This is a genomic window from Planctomycetia bacterium, from assembly GCA_015075745.1.
Lineage (GTDB): Bacteria > Planctomycetota > Phycisphaerae > UBA1845 > UTPLA1 > UTPLA1.
On sequence record JABTTW010000001.1, the window covers coordinates 1681168 to 1699289 of the forward strand.

19 protein-coding genes are annotated in these 18122 nt (G+C 61.3%); 6 read left to right on the forward strand and 13 right to left on the reverse strand.

What is annotated here, in order from left to right:
- Positions 1 to 7: 7 nt before the first annotated feature.
- From HS101_06600 to HS101_06620, 5 genes are all read right to left on the reverse strand, one after another.
- Positions 8 to 214 carry a hypothetical protein gene (locus HS101_06600; protein ID MBE7505942.1) on the reverse strand — a complete coding sequence of 69 codons (207 nt, stop codon included), beginning with the start codon at positions 212 to 214 and terminating at the stop codon, positions 8 to 10.
- Positions 215 to 348: 134 nt separating this feature from the next.
- Positions 349 to 831, reverse strand: coding sequence for a hypothetical protein (locus tag HS101_06605; protein ID MBE7505943.1), 483 nt, complete (start codon positions 829 to 831; stop codon positions 349 to 351).
- Positions 828 to 1274 (reverse strand): YkgJ family cysteine cluster protein, encoded by a 447-nt coding sequence (locus tag HS101_06610; protein ID MBE7505944.1) that lies wholly within the window; start codon positions 1272 to 1274, stop codon positions 828 to 830. The genes HS101_06605 and HS101_06610 overlap by 4 nt, the downstream gene beginning before the upstream one ends.
- Positions 1275 to 1333: 59 nt before the next feature.
- The gene (locus tag HS101_06615; protein ID MBE7505945.1) at positions 1334 to 2944 is read right to left on the reverse strand and encodes a sodium/solute symporter; all 1611 of its coding nucleotides are present in this window, start codon (positions 2942 to 2944) and stop codon (positions 1334 to 1336) included.
- Between the two features lie 106 nt (positions 2945 to 3050).
- Positions 3051 to 3425, reverse strand: coding sequence for a VOC family protein (locus HS101_06620; protein ID MBE7505946.1), 375 nt, complete (start codon positions 3423 to 3425; stop codon positions 3051 to 3053).
- 63 nt (positions 3426 to 3488) lie between these two features.
- Between HS101_06620 and HS101_06625 the strand changes: the two genes are divergently transcribed.
- A complete protein-coding gene (locus tag HS101_06625; GenBank protein MBE7505947.1) occupies positions 3489 to 4013 on the forward strand; it encodes a type 1 glutamine amidotransferase in 525 nt (174 codons plus the stop codon).
- Between the two features lie 6 nt (positions 4014 to 4019).
- On the opposite strand, the gene HS101_06630 is transcribed toward HS101_06625, so the two are convergent.
- The 3 genes from HS101_06630 to HS101_06640 form a co-directional block, all read right to left on the reverse strand.
- On the reverse strand, positions 4020 to 5501 hold the full coding sequence (locus HS101_06630) for a hypothetical protein (GenBank protein ID MBE7505948.1): 1482 nt from the start codon (positions 5499 to 5501) through the stop codon (positions 4020 to 4022).
- A 97-nt stretch (positions 5502 to 5598) separates the two neighbouring features.
- Entirely contained in the window at positions 5599 to 5964 is a 366-nt protein-coding gene (locus HS101_06635; GenBank protein ID MBE7505949.1) for an MGMT family protein, read from the reverse strand.
- 4 nt (positions 5965 to 5968) lie between these two features.
- Positions 5969 to 6937 carry a D-glycerate dehydrogenase gene (locus tag HS101_06640; protein MBE7505950.1) on the reverse strand — a complete coding sequence of 323 codons (969 nt, stop codon included), beginning with the start codon at positions 6935 to 6937 and terminating at the stop codon, positions 5969 to 5971.
- 195 nt (positions 6938 to 7132) lie between these two features.
- Here HS101_06640 and HS101_06645 point away from each other — a divergent pair, with 195 nt between their 5' ends.
- The 4 genes from HS101_06645 to HS101_06660 all read left to right on the forward strand — a co-directional run bounded on the left by HS101_06645 (position 7133) and on the right by HS101_06660 (position 12274).
- Entirely contained in the window at positions 7133 to 7951 is an 819-nt protein-coding gene (locus HS101_06645) for a TIGR00159 family protein (GenBank protein MBE7505951.1), read from the forward strand.
- Positions 7952 to 7967: 16 nt separating this feature from the next.
- On the forward strand, positions 7968 to 8996 hold the full coding sequence (locus HS101_06650) for a hypothetical protein (protein MBE7505952.1): 1029 nt from the start codon (positions 7968 to 7970) through the stop codon (positions 8994 to 8996).
- 235 nt (positions 8997 to 9231) lie between these two features.
- The gene (locus HS101_06655; protein MBE7505953.1) at positions 9232 to 11046 is read left to right on the forward strand and encodes a tetratricopeptide repeat protein; all 1815 of its coding nucleotides are present in this window, start codon (positions 9232 to 9234) and stop codon (positions 11044 to 11046) included.
- 253 nt (positions 11047 to 11299) lie between these two features.
- A complete protein-coding gene (locus HS101_06660) occupies positions 11300 to 12274 on the forward strand; it encodes a PEP-CTERM sorting domain-containing protein (GenBank protein ID MBE7505954.1) in 975 nt (324 codons plus the stop codon).
- Positions 12275 to 12574: 300 nt separating this feature from the next.
- On the opposite strand, the gene HS101_06665 is transcribed toward HS101_06660, so the two are convergent.
- The 4 genes from HS101_06665 to HS101_06680 are packed head-to-tail and all read right to left on the reverse strand — an operon-like array spanning position 12575 to position 15837.
- Positions 12575 to 14389: a glutamine--tRNA ligase/YqeY domain fusion protein gene (locus HS101_06665; protein ID MBE7505955.1), complete on the reverse strand. Its 1815-nt coding sequence runs from the start codon at positions 14387 to 14389 to the stop codon at positions 12575 to 12577.
- Positions 14382 to 15263 carry a hypothetical protein gene (locus HS101_06670; protein MBE7505956.1) on the reverse strand — a complete coding sequence of 294 codons (882 nt, stop codon included), beginning with the start codon at positions 15261 to 15263 and terminating at the stop codon, positions 14382 to 14384. Before HS101_06670 ends, HS101_06665 begins: the two co-directional genes overlap by 8 nt.
- A gap of 45 nt (positions 15264 to 15308) precedes the next feature.
- Complete coding sequence (locus HS101_06675; GenBank protein ID MBE7505957.1) at positions 15309 to 15548, reverse strand: YgiT-type zinc finger protein; 240 nt, start codon at positions 15546 to 15548, stop codon at positions 15309 to 15311.
- Between the two features lie 10 nt (positions 15549 to 15558).
- Entirely contained in the window at positions 15559 to 15837 is a 279-nt protein-coding gene (locus HS101_06680; GenBank protein MBE7505958.1) for a DUF4258 domain-containing protein, read from the reverse strand.
- Positions 15838 to 16017: 180 nt separating this feature from the next.
- Between HS101_06680 and HS101_06685 the strand changes: the two genes are divergently transcribed.
- Positions 16018 to 16926, forward strand: a complete 909-nt coding sequence (locus tag HS101_06685) for an AraC family transcriptional regulator (protein MBE7505959.1) — start codon at positions 16018 to 16020, stop codon at positions 16924 to 16926.
- Between the two features lie 66 nt (positions 16927 to 16992).
- Here HS101_06685 and HS101_06690 read toward each other — a convergent pair whose 3' ends face one another.
- On the reverse strand, positions 16993 to 18078 hold the full coding sequence (locus tag HS101_06690; protein MBE7505960.1) for an acyl-CoA/acyl-ACP dehydrogenase: 1086 nt from the start codon (positions 18076 to 18078) through the stop codon (positions 16993 to 16995).
- Positions 18079 to 18122: the final 44 nt, after the last annotated feature.

Sequence of the window (18122 nt, forward strand, 5' to 3'; positions counted from 1 at the left end):
GATCGCCTTACTCGATCACCCACTTCGACGTCCGAAGGGGGCGATTCGTCTGAGCGAATAGGGCGATGTCGTCGACCAGCATCTTGGAGTCGAGGTCCGCCACGCGCATCAGCATGCGGCGATTCTCCGCCTCGGTTGTAGCGACGCCGCAACCGATCATGGGCGAAATGACACCGAGTGCTAGAATGGCCAGGGCGATCAGTTTGCGATTCATCTCTAGATTCCCTCGTTCGGCAGGACCCTCAAATGGGGCCGGCAGGCTGGCAGGTTTGCGGTATGGTCCACCGATGGCGGCGGATGTCCCTCCCAAGTAGTCCCCCATATTCTATTGCGGACGGGGCCGGAACGTCAATCCCGTTGTGACTCGCCCTCGCGAAGCGCCGATAACCACTCACTGTATCGATAGGGAACCGAAAACGACTCGCCGATCGCCTTTAATCTCTCCAGGAATCGCTCGTACGCCGGGCCCTGCCAGGCCTGAGCCGCAGGATCGCAGAAGAAAATGCGACAGCCCAGCGGGCGGCGTTCCCGAGCATTGCAGCGTCCACCGGATTGATAAGGACACCTTGCTTCGTCCGTCGGTTCGAGCCAGCTCGACCGCATCCCCTCGGAAAAGTAACGCAACTCAACATCGGTGACGTACAGCTTGTGACCGAACGAATCGAATTTGCAGCAGTGCCCGCGATTGATGCACACCGGCGAGTGTGCCGCCACCGTGGCATCGACCTCAGCATAAAAGGCCAGCATCGCCTCGGTGAATGCGTCGCCGCCCGGCGTCACCGGCGCCGGCTCCTCCGCCTGAGAAATGAGATGACTCAGCGGCACCTTCACTTCGGCACATCCTCCCAGCGCTTCGCGTTCAGGCGCACTTCGATCTGAACCAGATCGTAGGACTTCCCGCGATTCATGCCCGGGCACCCCACCGCCGCCTCATTCCAGTCGTCGATCGATTCCAGATTGATGTCCCAGAATGGCCACGTTCGACATTGCAAAGGTCGCACCGGATAGATCGTGCAGATGCGCTTGCCATCGACATGCTTGAGAAAGCAGCAGTCGCCGGAGCCCTTGTCCTCGGTCAGTGATAATTTCCTGCCGACTTTGCGCAGGTGCTCCGGCCCCAGTTCACCGTTCGGCGAACCAATGAACTCGGCGATCTTGCCGACCTCCTCCGGCGTCACATAGACATAGCCCGGCGCGCCGGTGCAGCAGTTTCCGCACTGGGTGCACGTGAACTGCAAACCGTCGGCGTACCAAGGGCGCTTTGTTTTCGCCATGGAGAATCAACCTCGCTCCGCGGATAGACTGCTAACCCAGTATAGTGGAAAAACGCCGACTACTTGAAGAACAACCTGCTGAAGTACGCCCACATGGCCAGAACGGCGACGACCAGGATCACGCTGAGGATGACGTTGACCTTGTTGCGCTCTGCTCCGCGCAGATCCTGGGCCGCGGCCACCGTCTTGTCGAACACACGCTGATTCGTCGCCGTCGGGACCGCCGTCACCAGGCTGATACCGACCAGCACAACAACGGAAATGACGAAGAGAATGATGGCAACGTGCAGGAAGTTGATCTGGGCAAACTGAACCAGCGGCGGCCAGGTCACCCACGGCGTCGCCGACTTCACGCCAAGCTCCGCCACGAATCGAACCGCTCCCAGCACAAAACCAATGACCAGCGCCGCGAAGGCGCCGGTGGCATTCGCCCGACGCCAGATCAACCCGACCAGAAACACCGCGGCAATCGGCGGCGAGATGTAAGCCTGCACCGATTGCAGATAGACAAACAACTGATCGCTCACCACGCCGATGAACGGAATCCACACCAGTCCCACGACAACCAGCACCGCCGTCGAAATCTGCCCCGCCCACACCAGCTCGCGCTCCGTCGCCCTCGGCCGCAGCCGTTGATAGAAGTCGATCACCACCAGCGTCGAGCTGCTGTTGAACACCGCTGACAGAGAACTCATCAGGGCCGCCAGAAGCGCCGCGACGACCATGCCCTTGACCCCCACAGGCAGCAGGTCGTTCACCATCTTGGCGTACATGTCGTTCGGCTTGGTGTCCGGAAACAGAATCCGACCGGCCACGCCCGGCAACACCAGAATGAACACCGGCAGAATCTTGAGGAAGCCCGCGAGGATCGTGCCGCGCCGTGCCTCGCTGACGTTCTTCGCGGCGAGCGTTCGCTGGACAATCATCTGATCCGTGCACCAATACCAGACCCCGAGGATCGGCGCCCCAAAGAGAATGCCCGTCCACGGGAAGTCGGGATGGTTGACGCTCTTCCACAGATTGAAGAACTCCGGCTCGACGCCACTGGCCAGCGCCCCGAGACCGTCCACCTTCGAAATCGCTGCAAACGTCAGAAAGATGCCGCCGGCGATAAGGATGAACGCCTGCATGAGTTCGGTGTAGATGACCGCGCGAAGGCCGCCGAAGATCGTGTAGATACCGGTCGCCACGACCAGCACGATCGCCCCGGCCCAGATGTTCCACCCGAGCACCTCCTTGAGAACGAGCGCGCCGGCGAACACCGCCACGCTGATCTTGGTGAAGACGTAGGCGACCAGCGAAACCATCGACAAATACGTCCGGCAGCGCGAGTCGTAGCGCCGCTCCAGGAACTGCGGCATCGTGAAGACGCCCAGCCGCAGATAGAACGGCACGAAGAACCAGCCGAGCAGCAGCAGGATAAAACACGCCAGCCACTCAAACTGCCCGACGGCAAGGCCGCTCGAAGCGCCGGACCCCGCCAAGCCGATGAAGTGCTCGGCCGAGATGTTGCTGGCGAACAGGCTCGCCCCCACCGCCAGCCAGCCGACGCTCCGCCCACTGAGGAAGTAGTTCTCGCTCGAGTCGAGGCTCTTCTTGCTCGACCAGTAACTGATCGCCGCGATGGCGGCGAAATAGACAAAGAGAACGACAAAATCGAGTGATGCCACGATGATTGCTCCACATCAAGTGACAAAAAACACGGACGACGGAAAGTGTAATTGAAAGGGTGCATGCCTCGCCACTTACGAAAAAATCTCGACGGGATCGCCCGGCTCAGGAGTCCGCGGCGCGGCGCGGTGGGAGCAGCTCGGCGAAGCTCAATTCGTGGCCATCGGGGTCGGTGATGTGAAAATATCGCTCGCCCCACGGAGCGTCCTGCGGCGCCGCGTCGGGCTTCAAACCGGCGGTGATGAGCTGTCGATGCTGTTCATCAGCGCTCGCGACGCGAAAAATGGCCCGGCCCCACCAGTTCGGCGGATAGTCTTTTTGCAGTATCAGGTTGACAAAGCCCTGTCCGGCGCGGAGGCTGGTGAAGTCGGCGCCCGGCCCACCGTAAATTAGTTCGAACCCGCACGCTTGGTAAAAAGCAACCGCGCGGGCCATATCGGCCACAGCGAAGGTGACGGCGCTAATATGATCGATGGACATCGGACGCTCGCAGAGTCTATGGCAATCCGCCCAATCCGAACAGTGAATCATGAGGCATAAACGATGGCAACTCTAAGCGGCAGAAAAATTCTCATCTTCGTCGGCGACGACTACGAAGACCTCGAATTGTGGTATCCGAAACTCCGCCTGGAAGAGGCGGGCGCCAAAACGGTCCTTGCGGGGCAGGAAGCGCGGCACACCTATCGCGGAAAAAACGGCTACCCCTGCGAGAGCGACGCAGCGGTGAGCCAGGTCGCGGCCAAAGACTTCGACGGCGTCATCGTTCCCGGCGGATGGATGCCGGACAAGCTGCGCCGCGATCCAAAGGTGCTCGAACTGACGCGAGACTTCAACACCGCCGGCAAACTCATCGCCTCCATCTGCCACGGATCGTGGATCAATATCTCCGCGGGAATCGTCAAAGGCGTGAAAATGACCAGCACCTCGGCCATCAAAGACGACCTGACCAACGCCGGCGCCACGTGGATCGACGCGCCGGTCGTGGTCGATCGGCACCACATCTCCAGCCGCCGACCACCAGACTTGCCTGCGTTCGGCGAGAAGATCGTCGAGTTTCTCAGTCGATAATATGGATTAGTTTCCCGCGGCAAGCAGCGACTCGCGGAAGGATTGGAGCTTCTGCAAAGCGGGCCGTGGCGACAGGTCGCTTCGCAGCAGGCAGGAAGCGGCGGGGTCGTTAGGCGAATCGGCAAGGCCGTGCCACGAAACCGTCTCGACAAACGGCCGGGCGAACGCCGTTGCATAGAACTCCGACAGCCATCGTGCCTGGATCTCTTCCGACCACGGACCGCGCCACGAACCGCCCGACCCATCCGGGCATGACGGGACGCCCGCTGCCACGACGTGAATCGGCTTCCCCAGATTGCCGAAGCGATCGAGCACGGATGAGACCTGGAGCATGTCTCGGACGATGTTGTCGGCGGGAAGATGGCCGAAGCGAATCTCGATGCCCAGCGCATCGAAGCTGATGCCGCTCTGGATCGCCATCTCGGCATAGAGCAACGGCGGCACCGTCTGCGGATCGGCGGCGTAATAGTCCGGCCAGGGCGGGACAATGGTCAGAATCGCCTGGGTCTTGGGGCTTGCCTGACGGGCCAGCATCGAAGAGAGCCGGGTCAATTCCATGACCTGTTCGAGCTTGAGCTTGAGCGGGTTATAAGCGTGAAGCCCGGAAGCGATCTCCCAAGCCTGAACATGCGGCGCCAGCGCCTTGAACATCTGCCGCAGATGTTTCGCGGCGGCATCTCTGAGACGCACATAGTCCTTCTCCTTGGATGAGCCGGACCACCAATCGGGCCGGTGGACATCATCGAAGGAAAGTAGAGAACCCGCCCACAGTTGAAGCTTTCGTTCCTTGACGATACGTACCCACGGCTCGATCGCGGTGAGGGAGGCCTTGCCTTCTTTCGCCTCGATGATGCGCCAGGGCATGGGCACGCTGACGAAATCGAGTCCACCCGGCAATCTTTGAGGATGGGGAGCCGAAGTCCCCTGCGAATAAACCTCCGCGATATCCAGCCGGCAGCCGAGGGGACGCTGTCCGACGTGATTCGCGGCGCGGCGACGGCCGAGGCTGATGTTGGCATGAAGTCCCGTGACGGCCTCGCCGGCATTCAGGGCGGCGATCAGGGCCTTTTCGGCATGGGCCGCGCATTCCACTTCATTCGGACAGGTGATCGCGGTGAGGAGAAGATCTCTTGCGGCGTCGACCGTGCGAATCACTTCTTCGCTATCCGGCGCGCCGTAAAGGCCCCAGTCCTCGCGCTTGAGGCTGATGCGCATCAACTGCCCACGCGCCAGCTCCGAGAGCAGGTCGTAGGGCTGTGCGCGATCCAGCAATCGCGGCGTTTCAAGCATGACCTTGCCGAAATCGGGAACGTTCCATTGGATGGCCAGCGCCGCGGCGGCCCGGGAACGGGGCTCGCAAACGAGATGACCCTTCTCGAATCGCAATTCAGCACGGATCGGCACACGCTCCGCCCCCAGGAGGTGAGCGCCGCGGAGGTCTACCGTCGTCGCGGGCGCGCCGTTCTCAAATACCTTGAATCGCAACATGGTCGAGGTTGCCCCGCCGAAATCGGGTGATGTCTATGGGCCACTCAGTGCTCGGCACTTGGTAACCATGATAAGCTCACGGGTGAGATGCGTGAAGTCACGCACGAGCGGCCCAGCCGAAGCGCCGTAAATCGTAACGACCACGTTCGTCCGGTCTCACGCCTTCTGTTTCGAGCAGCCTGCGCTGCCGATTCGGTCCGTCGCCGCCTCGGACGCTGATACGCCCCTGCGAGCTGACCACACGATGCCACGGAAGTCCCGCGGCAAGCGGCGATCTGGCGAGCAATGCACCGACTAGTCGAGCGCGACCCGGCAATCCGGCCGCCTTTGCGACGCGGCCATAGGTGGTGATGCGGCCGCGCGGAATGTGCGAGACGACGCGAAGTATTCGCAAGTGTCCGGTCGACGGCGGCGAAGCTTCGGCCAGTCGCGAAATGGGTTTTCCACGGCGAATCTTGCGCATGGCATCAGGTCTTGACGACAGGCGTGAGCGGAGGACGGCCGCCAAGCACGGCGATGACATTGTCCGCGGCCAGACACGCCATCTTGACCCGCGTCGTGACCGTGGCGGAGCCGATGTGCGGAAGGAGAACAACGTTCTTCAATCCCGCCAACTCCGGCGGGACGTCGGGCTCGTCGGTATAAACGTCCAGGCCCGCGGCGGCAAGGCGACCGGAAAACAATGCTGCAATCAGAGCCTGCTCGTCCACAATCGCCCCGCGAGCGGTGTTGATCAGAATCGCCTCGCGCTTCAACTTGGCGAAGGCCCGTTCGTCGAAGAGCTTGTGCGTTTCGTCGGTCAGGGCGACATGGATCGAGACGAAATCCGCCTCGCGCAGAACATCGTCAAACGGCATCCGGCGCCCGCCCGCTTCGTTCATGGCGGCCTTCTCCGAGCGCGACGTGTAGATCACACGCATGTTGAAGCCGGCCGCGCGTCGGGCGACCGCCGCGGCGATCCTGCCGCCGCCGATGATGCCGAGCGTCTTGCCGAAAACATCCGCCCCGAGGTAATCCAGCATCCCCCACCCTCGCCATTGCCCCGCCCGGACAACTCGATCGCCCTCGCAAACCCGCCGGGCTGCCGCCAGCATCAGGGCCCAGGTCAGATCGGCAGTGGCCTCGGTCAATACGCCGGGCGTGTTGGAGATGACAATGCCGAGCCGACTCGCCGCGGCAATGTCGATGTTGTCATAACCGACCGCGCAATTGGCGAATATCCGACACCGTGGCGCAGCGGCGGCCAGCACGTCGGCGTCAATGCGATCGGGCGCCTGGCAGATCACCGCATCGTGCCGGGCGACCTCCTTCAGCATTTCTTCCCGGCTCAGACCGCGCGGCAGCGAGTTCTGGTGTACGATGAACCCCTCCGAGGCCAGCAGGGCCGTCGCCTCTTCGGGCGTGGCACGGGTGATAAAGACTGAATGTCGCTTCATGGTTCGGTTTCCGTCTTCCCCGGCAGCATAGCGTCGTCTTTCGGCGCGGCAAGAATCCTCGTGAGTTCCGCGCGATTCGTCGCTGGATGATCGGGCGCACACGAATTATGCTAGCAATGACCATGGGCATGGCGCCCGCGCTGAACGCATTCTCGCATTCAGGCCGCGGCACGCTCACTGACTCGGCGACCCGATATGGAGCTTGTTCAAGTACTGCGGAGCATCATCCAGCGGAGAGAGCCGACCGACCTGGTCGAGCTCCTGCTGATCGGCCTGGCCGTCTATGCGGTGATGCGGTTCCTGCGCGGCACGCGCGGGGCCAGACTCCTGCGCGGATTTATCTTCCTCCTCGCCGGAAGCTCGCTGCTGGTATCCCTGGTGGCCAACGTCCTCGATCTCGAGCGCATCAAACAAATCTACCCCGTCTTCGTCGCGGCGCTTTTCCTGATCGCCCTCGTCGCGTTTCAGCCGGAACTGCGCCGGGCGCTAATCCGCCTTGGCGCGGCGACATGGTTTGGACCCAGCGGACGCGAGTTCGGGCGGGTGATCGATGAAGTGGTCGAGGCGGTCATCTACCTGTCAAAGAACAAAATCGGCGCCCTGATCGCCTTTGAGCGGGCGACCGAGTTTGGCGGACTCATGGACTCGGCCTGTCATCTGGATGCCGAAGTCAGCAAGGAACTCCTGCTCACCATCTTCTGGCCGGGCTCCGCCCTGCACGACATGGGCGTTATCATTTCGCAGGGGCGCCTGGCGGCTGCCGCCGTTCAGTTTCCCCTGACCGAATCAGAAGGGCTCGACGCATCGTTGGGTTCCCGCCATCGCGCCGCGATCGGACTGTCGCAGGATTCCGACGCCCTGGTCATCGTGGTCAGCGAAGAGACCGGCACGATCAGCCTCGTCGAAAACGGCGTCATGGAGCGGCACCTCACCGGCGAGACCCTGCGGCAACTGCTCCGCGAAAAGGTCGGCGAAGCCACGCGAAGTACCGAGCGGATAGAAGTAACGTCCTGAATTCAGGAACCGGATGATGTGGGAGAGATTCAAATCAGGCGCTGTCATCGTCTTCGTAACGTTGATGATCTGGTTCGCCGCCGATCAGAACGTCAAGGAAGAACAGAATTTCCGCGTCTCGGTCCGGCTGGTCAGCAGCGATCCCAATCGCTACGCCTCGATTGCCGATGTGCCGTATCAGGCCGTCTTCACCGTGACCCTCAACGCCCGCAGAAGGCGAATTCTGGAATTCGCCGAGATCGCCGCCGAAGGACGCCTGTTTGAGGCGAAGATCGGGACGTCCGAACCGGGCAGCTCAAAACCGCAGCCGTTCTCCGCTCGCGAATTGCTCAGTCGGGTCAGCGAGTTTAATGAATTCGGAATGGGGCTCATCTCCAACATCGAGCCTTCAGACGTCATGGTCATCATCGACGGCTACACAACCGTGGAGAACGTCCGCGTCGAGCCGGTCTATGGCAATCTGAAAGTGTTGGCCACGGCAAGCCCGTCAAAGGTTTCTGTTCGATTGCCGAATTTCCTCGCCACGCGCTTGGAGCAGAATCGTGTCGCCTCCGCGGACGCCGAAAAGCACATCCGATCGGCCGGAAAACCCGACGGCTCCTTTCAGGTGACGGTGCCGCTGACCTTGCCCGCCCTGCGAACCATTCCGCCCGGCGTGGACTTGAAGTTCGTCCCCAGTTCCGACGTGACCATCACCGGCGCCATCGAGTCGCTCAATACCACCCGTCGCAAGGGGCCCATCCAGATCATGTGGTCGATGCCCGATCAGGTGCAGCGCGACTTCCGCATCGTCGTCAACTCAGATACCAATCTCCGCGCCGACATCGATGTGACGGGCCCCAAGGAAAAAATCGAACAACTCGACCCGCGCGACATCCGCGCATTCGTCGACGTTTTGGTCTCCGACACTGAGAAGCCGGGCGTGAAGATTCGTCGCGCCGTCACCTTCGTGCTGCCCCCCGGCTTCACCCAGGCTGCCGGGCCCCCGCATGAGGTGGAGTTCACGCTTCAATCGCTCGCCGTCGAACCAGTCGCGGCGCCCTGAGAGTGATGCGCGATGATCGGATGGTGCGCAGCGGCTTTCGCGGTGGTCCTTGTCCTTGGGGCGGGCGTATGGGTTCGACGGCGCAGCCGGACATCCGGTCCGTCCTGTCCTCACTGCGGCGCTCCCCTCTTGAATGACTGGAGCGTTCGATGCCCGACATGCGGGGAGAACATATGACGATCCGAATCGGCGACGTCACCGCCCATGAAACCCTTGGCCAGCCGGGGCCCCGGTGATGACGTCCTCGACTCCCCGTCTCGTCACCCGAAGCAGCGCGCAGTTCCTTCTGCTGGTCGCGATGACGATCCTCGCCTATGTGCCCGTCTTCAGTGCAGGCTATGTCTGGGACGACGATTCCTACCTCACGCGCAACAAGACCCTGACATCCGAGAACGGACTTGCCGAGATTTGGCTCACGCCGCGCGCCTCGCCACAGTATTACCCGATGGTGTTCTCGACGTTCTGGCTGGAGCGCCGACTATGGGGCCTCAATCCAACCGGCTATCACGTCGTCAACGTGCTGCTTCATGCGGCGACCGCCGTTTTCTTGTGGCGATTGCTCTTGCGTTTGAAGCTCCCCGGCGCCTGGCTGGCCGCCGCGGCCTTTGCGCTGCATCCGGTTCACGTGGAATCAGTCGCCTGGATCGCCGAACGAAAAAACGTGCTGTCCGGCCTCTTCTACATGCTTGCCGCCTCCGCCTTTATGAGGTTCATTCCGCCCGACAGCGCGCCGAGTCGCGGGCGAATCGGGTGGTACATCGCTTCGCTTGGGCTGTTTGTCCTGGCGCTTTTGAGCAAGACGACCACTTGCTCGCTGCCGGCGGCGATTCTGCTTGTCATCTGGTGGAAACGTGGGCGCCTGACGCTACTCGATGGCCTGCCGCTTGTTCCCATGTTCCTCCTGGGCGGCGCGTTCGCCGCGCTCACGACCCATCTCGAGCAGTCACACGTCGGCGCAGAGCAGATCGACTGGCAACTCTCCGTCGCCCAGCGCTGCATCATTGCAGGCAGCGCACTTTGGTTCTATCTGAGCAAGCTTCTTGTGCCCGCGAATCTCTGCTTCGTTTATCCGCGATGGACGCCCGATCCAGCGTCGCTGCTCGATCTCGCCGCGCCGCTCGGATGGCTGCTTCTGCTCGCTGGGCTGCTGGCCATGCGCCGTCGAATCGGCCGCGGCCCGGCGGCGGCCATGCTCTTTTTCTCAGGTACGCTCGTTCCCGCCCTGGGCTTCATTGACGTCTTTCCATTCAAGTACTCTTTCGTCGCGGATCACTTTCAGTATCTCGCCTCAATCGGTCCGCTGGTCCTGCTCGCTGCCGCGCTCCATCGAGTCGCCAGAGGCGCTGGCTCTTCGATCGCGCACGCCGCAAGTCCGCTGGTAAAGTCGGTGTGCGCGGCGGTTCTCGTCTGCCTCGGCGGCCTCACCATGGCCCGGACCTTTGCATTTCAATCCGAAGAGTCGCTCTGGCGCGATACCCTGGCGAAGAACGATGCGGCCTGGTCGGCACACCTGAACCTCGGCGTGATTCTCGATCAACGCGGCGAAACCCAGTCAGCCATCGCCCATTTCGAAAAGGCGTTGAAGTTCGCCCCGAAAGAATCCGCGGTCCACGTAAACCTGGCCCTGGCCTATGAGCGCACCGGTCGCATTGATGAGGCCCTGGCTTCCTATGAGACGGCACTGTCGCTCAACCCGAAGAGCTGGACGGCCCATTACAACCGCGGCGGCCTCCTCACCCGGCTCGGCCGAAACGAGGAGGCGATCAGCGACTTCACACAATCGGCCGAATTGGGTCCGGAGCCTGCGCCCTCGCATTACAACCGCGGCATCGTCTTGGAAAAAATGGGCCGCCGCGAGGATGCCTTGCAGGCATTCAAGCAGGCAGCCGAAAGCAAACCAGACTGGATCGCGCCGCGCCTGGCCGCCGTTCGCTGCCTTCGCGACCTGGGCCGTAAAGAGGCCGCCATTGCCGCATTGCGAGATGTGATATCCCTGTTTCCGGACGAGCCGGAATCTCGGACTTTGCTGCGGCAATTGGATGGCCAATAGGCACTTGTGCTTCGGAAACTGGAGCACCCCCATCCCGTTTGGCGACCGGCGAAGTCTTGAATCTCCGCCCCCAATTTGATAGACTTCGATTTCTGAGCAAGAAGGAAGGGAACATCTTAATATAGTGCCGCCCGGCTCGCACCCATTGGCGGCTCCAAGCACCCGAAGAAACTCTTAGCCGGTTTTTGCGCGACGAGAGTATGTAACTCTCCGCGAGTGTTTTATGTACGTACCCAAACTGAAAGGCCGAACCATGATTCGAAAAGTTGCCCTCGCTCTCCTTGTGTCAGCGGTGGCGTCCACCGCCAAAGCCGGTGTTTCCGGCGACCCCAACGACTTCTACGTCCTCAGCGACGCGGTCAATGAGGTCTACCAGTTCGACCGACTCCCCGCATTCCCGCATGTACCCGGTGTCTATGCCGGCGTTCTCGGCGGCAGCTACAGCAACGTTTTCTCCAACCAGGGCGAAGTAGGCACAATCTATCCCTATCTCGGCGCAGTCGCCGGCACGAACCAGGATTTCTTTATCGGTGGCTTTAGCGGCCTGACGAAGATTGACTCCACATCCGGCGCGTTCATTCAGAGTGTCGGCGCAGCAGGCCTGCGACTTGGCCCCGCCAAAGCGCCCAACGGCAATCTCGTCGTCGGCGGCCCGACCGGCGTCGAAGAGTATAACCCCAATACCGGCGCGTTCGTTCGCACCGTCGTCGGCTCCGGTGACGGCGCCAATCTCCACGCTTTCAACGGCAATAGCATGTATGTCGCCAACTGGTACGGCGGCTCAGGCTTCGGCATCAAGCGCTACAACTTCGTCAGCGGCGCATCGCTCGGCGCCGACATCGCCGTCCCCTTCGCCCCGCAGGAAATCGGCTTCGGCCCCGATGGCGCACTCTATGCCACCGCCCTCTACGAAGGGCCCGGCGTCGAAGGCCTTTGGCGATACGACTCCGGCCTGAACTCGTGGTCGCAGTTCATCGATGTCCAGTCCCTCGCCGGCGGCGGCCCGCACGGTTTTACCTATGACCCCGTGACGTTTGACTGCTTCATGGCCTTCAACACCGGTGAGATTTACCGCTTTAACGGCTACACCGGAGCCTACATCGATCAGCCGAACTTTGTCCCCACGAAGCTCACCGACGTCCTCTTCAAGGAAGTCATCCCCGAGCCGGCCACGATCGGCCTGCTGATCCTCGGCGCCGGCTTCGTCATACGACGCCGCTCGCGCTAAGCGCCCTCCAAACGTGTCCGTTCATCGCGGCCCGTTTGCGAATTGAGCCAACAACATAGACCCCGTGGCGATCACACGTCACGGGGTCTTTGCTATTAAAAGCTGCACTCAACTGCGATAGCAAAACAACGGCGTGCACTTAGAAATCGGTTTCGCGATGTAGTGGGGCAGGCGTCTCTGCCCGCCATTCCACAGAGTCCAGGAAAGTCTAAAGCGACTCGTGTTTACCTACCCACTTGTAGTTGTCCACGTCCGACCATCAATATCTGAAACACGATCCAATCCATCACTGGACATGGATCACCCCTTCTTCGCCATCTTCGCCCACGTGTCCTTCAGCGACACCGTCCGGTTAAACACCAGCTTCCCCGGCTTCGAGTCCGGGTCCACGCAAAAATACGCGTGCCGCTCGAATTGCACCCGGTCAGGCAATAGTGTCCCGAAGGCGTCGTGTTGAACCGAGTACTCCGCCGCGCTCGGCTCCAGCTTGCAGCCGCTCAGCATCTCCAGCGAGTTCGGATTGAGATTCCCCAGCCACGCCTGCTCCCCGCCGTCTATCCGCTGACCCGACACGAACTCAGGATTCTCAGCAGAGAACAGGTGATCGTACAGCCGCACCTCCGCGTCGATCGCGTGCGCCGCCGACACCCAGTGAATCGTCCCCTTCACCTTCCGCCCGTCCGGCGAGTCACCACCGCGCGTCGCCGAATCGTACGTCCCGTGAACTTCCGTCACCTCGCCCGTCGCCGGGTCCTTTACGCACCCCGTGCACTTCACGAAGAACGCATACCGCAGCCGCACCTCGTTGCCGGGATACAGCCGGTGATACCCCTTCGGCGGCGTCTCCTGAAAATCGTCGCGCTCGATATACAGCTCGCGCCCGAACGGCACCTGCCGCGTGCCCGCCGCCGCATCCTCCGGATTGTTCACCGCGTCGAGCTGCTCGACCTGCCCCTCGGGGAAATTCGTAATCACCAGCTTCAGCGGACGCAGCACCGCCATCCGCCGCGGAGCCACCTTGTTGAGATGCTCCCGAATGGCATTCTCCAGACGCACGATCTCGATCGTGCTGTTGAATTTCGCCACGCCGATGTCTGCGCAAAAAGCCCGAATCGACTCCGGCGTATAACCGCGCCGCCGCAATCCGCTCAGCGTCGGCATCCGCGGATCATCCCACCCGTGCACGTGCTTGTCCTTCACCAGATCGAGCAGCTTCCGCTTGCTCATCAGCATGTGCGTCACCGCCAGCCGCGCAAACTCGATCTGCTGCGGATGGGCGATTCTTCGGCCCCACGGCCCGCTGCCGTCATCGGTCCGCCCTTCGTTGATCGAATCGAGAAACCAATCGTACAGCGGCCGATGATTCTCAAACTCCAGCGTGCAGATGCTGTGGGTGATGTTCTCGATGCTGTCTTCCAGCCCGTGCGCCCAATCGTACATCGGGTAGATGCACCACGCGTCCTTGGTGCGATGATGCGCCGCATGCAGGATGCGATACATCACCGGATCGCGCAGGTTCAGATTCGGGCTCGCCATGTCTATCTTCGCCCGCAGCGTCTTCGACCCGTCGGGGAACTCTCCCTTGCGCATCCGCGCGAACAGGTCGAGATTCTCCTCAACGCTCCGATCGCGAAACGGGCTGTTCGTCCCCGGCCTCGTCAATGATCCGCGATGCCGCGAGGTTTCCTCGGCGGAAAGGTCGCAGACAAACGCCTTCCCCTTCCTGATCAGCTCGACCGCCCAGTCGTGCATCTGCTGGAAGTAATCGCTGGAGAAGATGACGCCCGCCTCGGCGTCGGTGTCAGACATGCCGACCCACTTCGCCCCCAGCCAGCGCACGTCGCGCACGATGCTGTCGACGTACTCCTGCTCTTCCTTCACCGGATTGGTGTCGTCAAAGCGCAGGTTGAACCGACCGCCGTACTTCTCGGCGAGGCCGTAGTTCAGCCAGATGCTCTTGGCGTGACCGATGTGCAGATACCCGTTCGGCTCCGGCGGAAAGCGCGTCTGCACCCGCGGCCGCCCGTCAGGCCCCGTGCCCCAGCGCAGCGCGGCATTATCCGCCTCAACGATCTCCTGGACAAAATTCAATTGCTTCGGTGCGGTTTCATTCATACCCGGAATTGTAACTGGAAGCCCCAGCGGGCAAAGAGGCGTCCGGTTCGCCATCCTTCTTCGCCGTTGGGGGCAGCTCTTCGATTCGCGCGAGTTCGTCCCCGATGAACGTCATGAGTTTCTTGTGGTGGTACGGCTCCAGCCGAATGTCGGGTTCCTGCCAGCCGGACTGCATTTCGTAGCGCTTTCGGATGCGCTTTCGGACGAGTTTCCAATAGCGCCAAGCCCCATATCTATCAGAGGCATTGCTCCTCAGGCTGAATATTAAGTTCCCGGTGTCCTTGTCTCGCCTTTCATATCGATTCTCGAAAAGGGGGAGCATGTAGCGCTCAACCGTCAAGTCCTGAGGAAACCAGGGGTTTGGGTTCATGTAGTCGAGTTGCCGATGGAAGCCTGGGATCAAAGGAACTAGAAACACTTCTTCTGATGGATACGTATAGGTAATCGGAATAGCAAACAAGCCAATAAGAATCGGAGTAGTTACCGCGGTAAGCACCGGCTTCGTTCTAACGCCTTCGATGATACCCATGATCCCATAGCCGATGACGACTTCGTTTGGAATGATCGCCACCGAACCGAGCAGAATGTCGACCGGAACCTTGGCCTTTCCCTCTACGATTGGAATTATGTGCGTGATGGGCGCTCCCTGATAATGACCGAGGAAAACTCGATAATTGTCACGGCGATTAACAACGAGCAGCCCGTCAGCCTCGATCAGCTTGCCATCGCGATCTCGAAACTCGACCGTCTCCCCGACCCGGCCGCGAAGATGGGATACATAGCGACCGGTAGCGCGCATCCCGTGGATGAAACCGCGGATGTCCAGAGGATCGCAAAGAGACTCTTCACTTGGATGGCCCTTGAGCCGAATCACAGCTTCGCCCCCGTGCAACACTACGTTCGAAGCACCTTACCCGTCTTAGCCCTCGAACTTAGCAATAGGAATCTCTACGGCCCGTGCACTCGGTGCGGTACCCCGCCCAATCTCCGCGACACGCCGCATCACCGATGCATCGTAGTAACGAGCCCCACATTTCTCGCAAACCCCGATCGGTACATCTTCAAGGATGACAAACCGGCCCTTGTGCCGAAGCGCCTCTTGTTGAGAGGTCCGACCCTTTACCAGTCCGCTGCAATGCTCACAAGAAAAGTCGTACATATCGCGATCCCTACTTTACTTCGTAGACGGTGATAATGAGTAGTTGCTCGCCTTCGACGAACCTCGCAACTGTCGCAACCTGCGTGGTAAGATCGCAACCGGTTCCGACAATCACATATCGGGTTCCTCTTGGATCGTCAGTCAGCACCGCGTCAATTTGTCCGGTCAGGATGGCCGCTTCGACATCAAGTACATCAAGGTTATCCTCATCCATCTCGTCGTATGCATGCTCGGAAAAGGCATATCGCCGGCTCAAAATGGCGCTGCGAATCCGTTCGAGCATCTGCATTGGGCGTTATGCCTCAGAACCTGAATCCATCACTGCCGTGGCGAATGCTCATTATATCCCATCGCGGCATTTCGTCGCCACAATCGCCTATCGATAGTTGTTCCCATGACCACTGCCCCTCAAGACCAAACTCGCAAGGAATATCAAGCACCTCCCCCGCCCACCGGCCATAATTCCATCATGAGCGAACCACTAAAAGCCCAGACCGCCCGCGACTACACCGAGCGTGTCCTACGCGTCCTCGTGCACATTCAAAATCATCTCGACGAGGAGCTATCACTCGACGACCTCGCTGCCATCGCCCGATTCTCCCCCTTCCACTTTCACCGCGTCTTTCGCGGCATGGTCGGCGAATCCGTCAAGGAGCGCGTCCGCCGTCTCCGGCTCGAACGCGCCGCCCACCGCCTCAAGTTCTCCGACGAGCAGGTCATACGCCTGGCACTCGATGCCGGCTACGAAGCGCACGAGTCCTTCACCCGCGCCTTCGCCGTCATGTTCGGCGTCAGCCCCAGCGAGTTCCGCAAGACGCACCGCGCCGTCGCCTATCCGCCCAGTCCGTCCAACGTGCACTTCGTCGCCGGCGGCGATCTGGAATCCTTCGAACCCCAATCACCGGGAGAAAAAGCCATGGACGTCAGAATAGAAAAAATCCCCGCAACCCGCGTCGCCTTCATCCGCCACATCGGCCCCTACGATCAGGTCGGCGCCGCATGGGGACGCCTCATGTCATGGGCTGGCCCCAAAGGCTTGCTCGGCCCCTCAATGCGAATCTTCGGCCTCTGCTACAGTGACCCCGACGTGACACCGCCGGAAAAAGTCCAGTACGACGCCTCCCTCGTCGTCGGCCCCAACGTCCAGCCCGAAGGCGACATCGGCGTGCAGGACGTCGAAGGCGGCGAGTTCGCCGTCGCCGTTCATCACGGCTCATACAGCAAGCTGGGCGAAACCTACGGCATGCTCTGCGGCCAGTGGCTGCCTTCCAGCGGCCGCCAACTCGGCCCGCCGCCGTGCATCGAGCGCTACCTGAATAATCCCCAGTTCACCCCCGAAGACAAGCTCGTTACCGAGGTCTGCATGAAACTGGCCTGACGCCGCATCCTCCGCGCATCGGCCACTTTACCAGCACCGCCACGAACGACGCCGTATCGCCGCTTATCATCCGCGCGTCATGCTCTTTGTCACCGGCGGCGGCCGATGAGTAAACGCGGCAAGCGTCCCGGCGCGCACATCGTCCGGCGCCGACCAAACCAGAAAGAACATCGCCTCGCGCGCCAGCCGCTGGGCATCGCGCTGCCGCAAAAACCCCGACCCCTTGGCCAGCGTCATCAATCCAACGGCCAGTCGCATCAGCAGATCATTCACCGCGATCCGAATCTCCGTCTTCGGCACCTCGGCCGCCCCGTCGGCGATCGACGCGGCAAGGCTCATCAGCTTCTCGCGAACTGCCTCAAACCGCGCCGCGAGATCTTCGTAACATTCCACCAGCGGCTGCGGCGCCTTTTCAGCATAAACCTTCATCTGCCGAACCATCGCCCCGGCCAGCCCGATCCCCGCCGTCGCCACGACGATCGGCTTCACCGGCGACCTTGACGCAAGCACGCGCTCCACCGGCCCGCGAATAATCAACGCCCGCTCGATGTGCACCGCCCGCAGGTGAATCTCACTCGTCAGCGTCGCCTGAAGCGCCGCAAGCTGCATCGGCGGGTCGATATCGACATTCGCCCGGTCCATCGGCACCACCGCCAGTATCTGCCTTCCATCCGGCAATACCGCCCCGGTGACGACATTGTGGCACTTCTTCGCCCCCGTCACCCACGGCATCACCCCGGTCAGCACAAAACCGTCGCCCGACGGCTGAGCGCTCATCGCCGGCCGCCCCCCCTGCCGGCTCGTCGTCAGTTGGCTGATCCCCACACTGGTCATCAATTCATTTCGAGCAAATCGCGGAAGCAGATCGCGCCGCAAAGCGTCGTTCTCACCGGCGGCGATCAACTCGCACGCCGCGTCGCGCTGACTGAGAATCAAAAGCGTAGACATGCACCCCGCCGCGACCGCCTCATACCCCAGCGTCTGCGAAACAGGATCGAGCCCCAGCCCGCCGAACTCCCGGCCGACCACCCAGCCCCAGGCCCCGGCCTCTGTCAGAGATGTAATCGATTGCTCCGGCCACTCGCCGGTGATGTCGTAATGCGTCGCCAGCTTTGCCAGCCGAGCCCTCAGAGATTCCAAAGCAGGGTCCATCGCCTGATTGTAAGGCGGCAGACCAAAGGCTTCATCACGAAACC

Excerpts from the sequence above, each read along its gene's own strand:
- HS101_06630 (MBE7505948.1), bottom strand. The coding sequence starts at position 5,501 with ATGTTGCGATTCAAGGTATTTGAGAACGGCGCGCCCGCGACGACGGTA.
- HS101_06635 (MBE7505949.1), bottom strand. The coding sequence starts at position 5,964 with ATGCGCAAGATTCGCCGTGGAAAACCCATTTCGCGACTGGCCGAAGCT.
- HS101_06625 (MBE7505947.1), top strand. The coding sequence starts at position 3,489 with ATGGCAACTCTAAGCGGCAGAAAAATTCTCATCTTCGTCGGCGACGAC.
- HS101_06640 (MBE7505950.1), bottom strand. The coding sequence starts at position 6,937 with ATGAAGCGACATTCAGTCTTTATCACCCGTGCCACGCCCGAAGAGGCG.
- HS101_06660 (MBE7505954.1), top strand. The coding sequence starts at position 11,300 with ATGATTCGAAAAGTTGCCCTCGCTCTCCTTGTGTCAGCGGTGGCGTCC.
- HS101_06690 (MBE7505960.1), bottom strand. The coding sequence starts at position 18,078 with ATGGACCCTGCTTTGGAATCTCTGAGGGCTCGGCTGGCAAAGCTGGCG.
- HS101_06645 (MBE7505951.1), top strand. The coding sequence starts at position 7,133 with ATGGAGCTTGTTCAAGTACTGCGGAGCATCATCCAGCGGAGAGAGCCG.
- HS101_06600 (MBE7505942.1), bottom strand. The coding sequence starts at position 214 with ATGAATCGCAAACTGATCGCCCTGGCCATTCTAGCACTCGGTGTCATT.
- HS101_06680 (MBE7505958.1), bottom strand. The coding sequence starts at position 15,837 with ATGCAGATGCTCGAACGGATTCGCAGCGCCATTTTGAGCCGGCGATAT.
- HS101_06610 (MBE7505944.1), bottom strand. The coding sequence starts at position 1,274 with ATGGCGAAAACAAAGCGCCCTTGGTACGCCGACGGTTTGCAGTTCACG.
- HS101_06675 (MBE7505957.1), bottom strand. The coding sequence starts at position 15,548 with ATGTACGACTTTTCTTGTGAGCATTGCAGCGGACTGGTAAAGGGTCGG.
- HS101_06665 (MBE7505955.1), bottom strand. The coding sequence starts at position 14,389 with ATGAATGAAACCGCACCGAAGCAATTGAATTTTGTCCAGGAGATCGTT.
- HS101_06655 (MBE7505953.1), top strand. The coding sequence starts at position 9,232 with ATGACGTCCTCGACTCCCCGTCTCGTCACCCGAAGCAGCGCGCAGTTC.
- HS101_06685 (MBE7505959.1), top strand. The coding sequence starts at position 16,018 with ATGAGCGAACCACTAAAAGCCCAGACCGCCCGCGACTACACCGAGCGT.
- HS101_06650 (MBE7505952.1), top strand. The coding sequence starts at position 7,968 with ATGTGGGAGAGATTCAAATCAGGCGCTGTCATCGTCTTCGTAACGTTG.
- HS101_06620 (MBE7505946.1), bottom strand. The coding sequence starts at position 3,425 with ATGTCCATCGATCATATTAGCGCCGTCACCTTCGCTGTGGCCGATATG.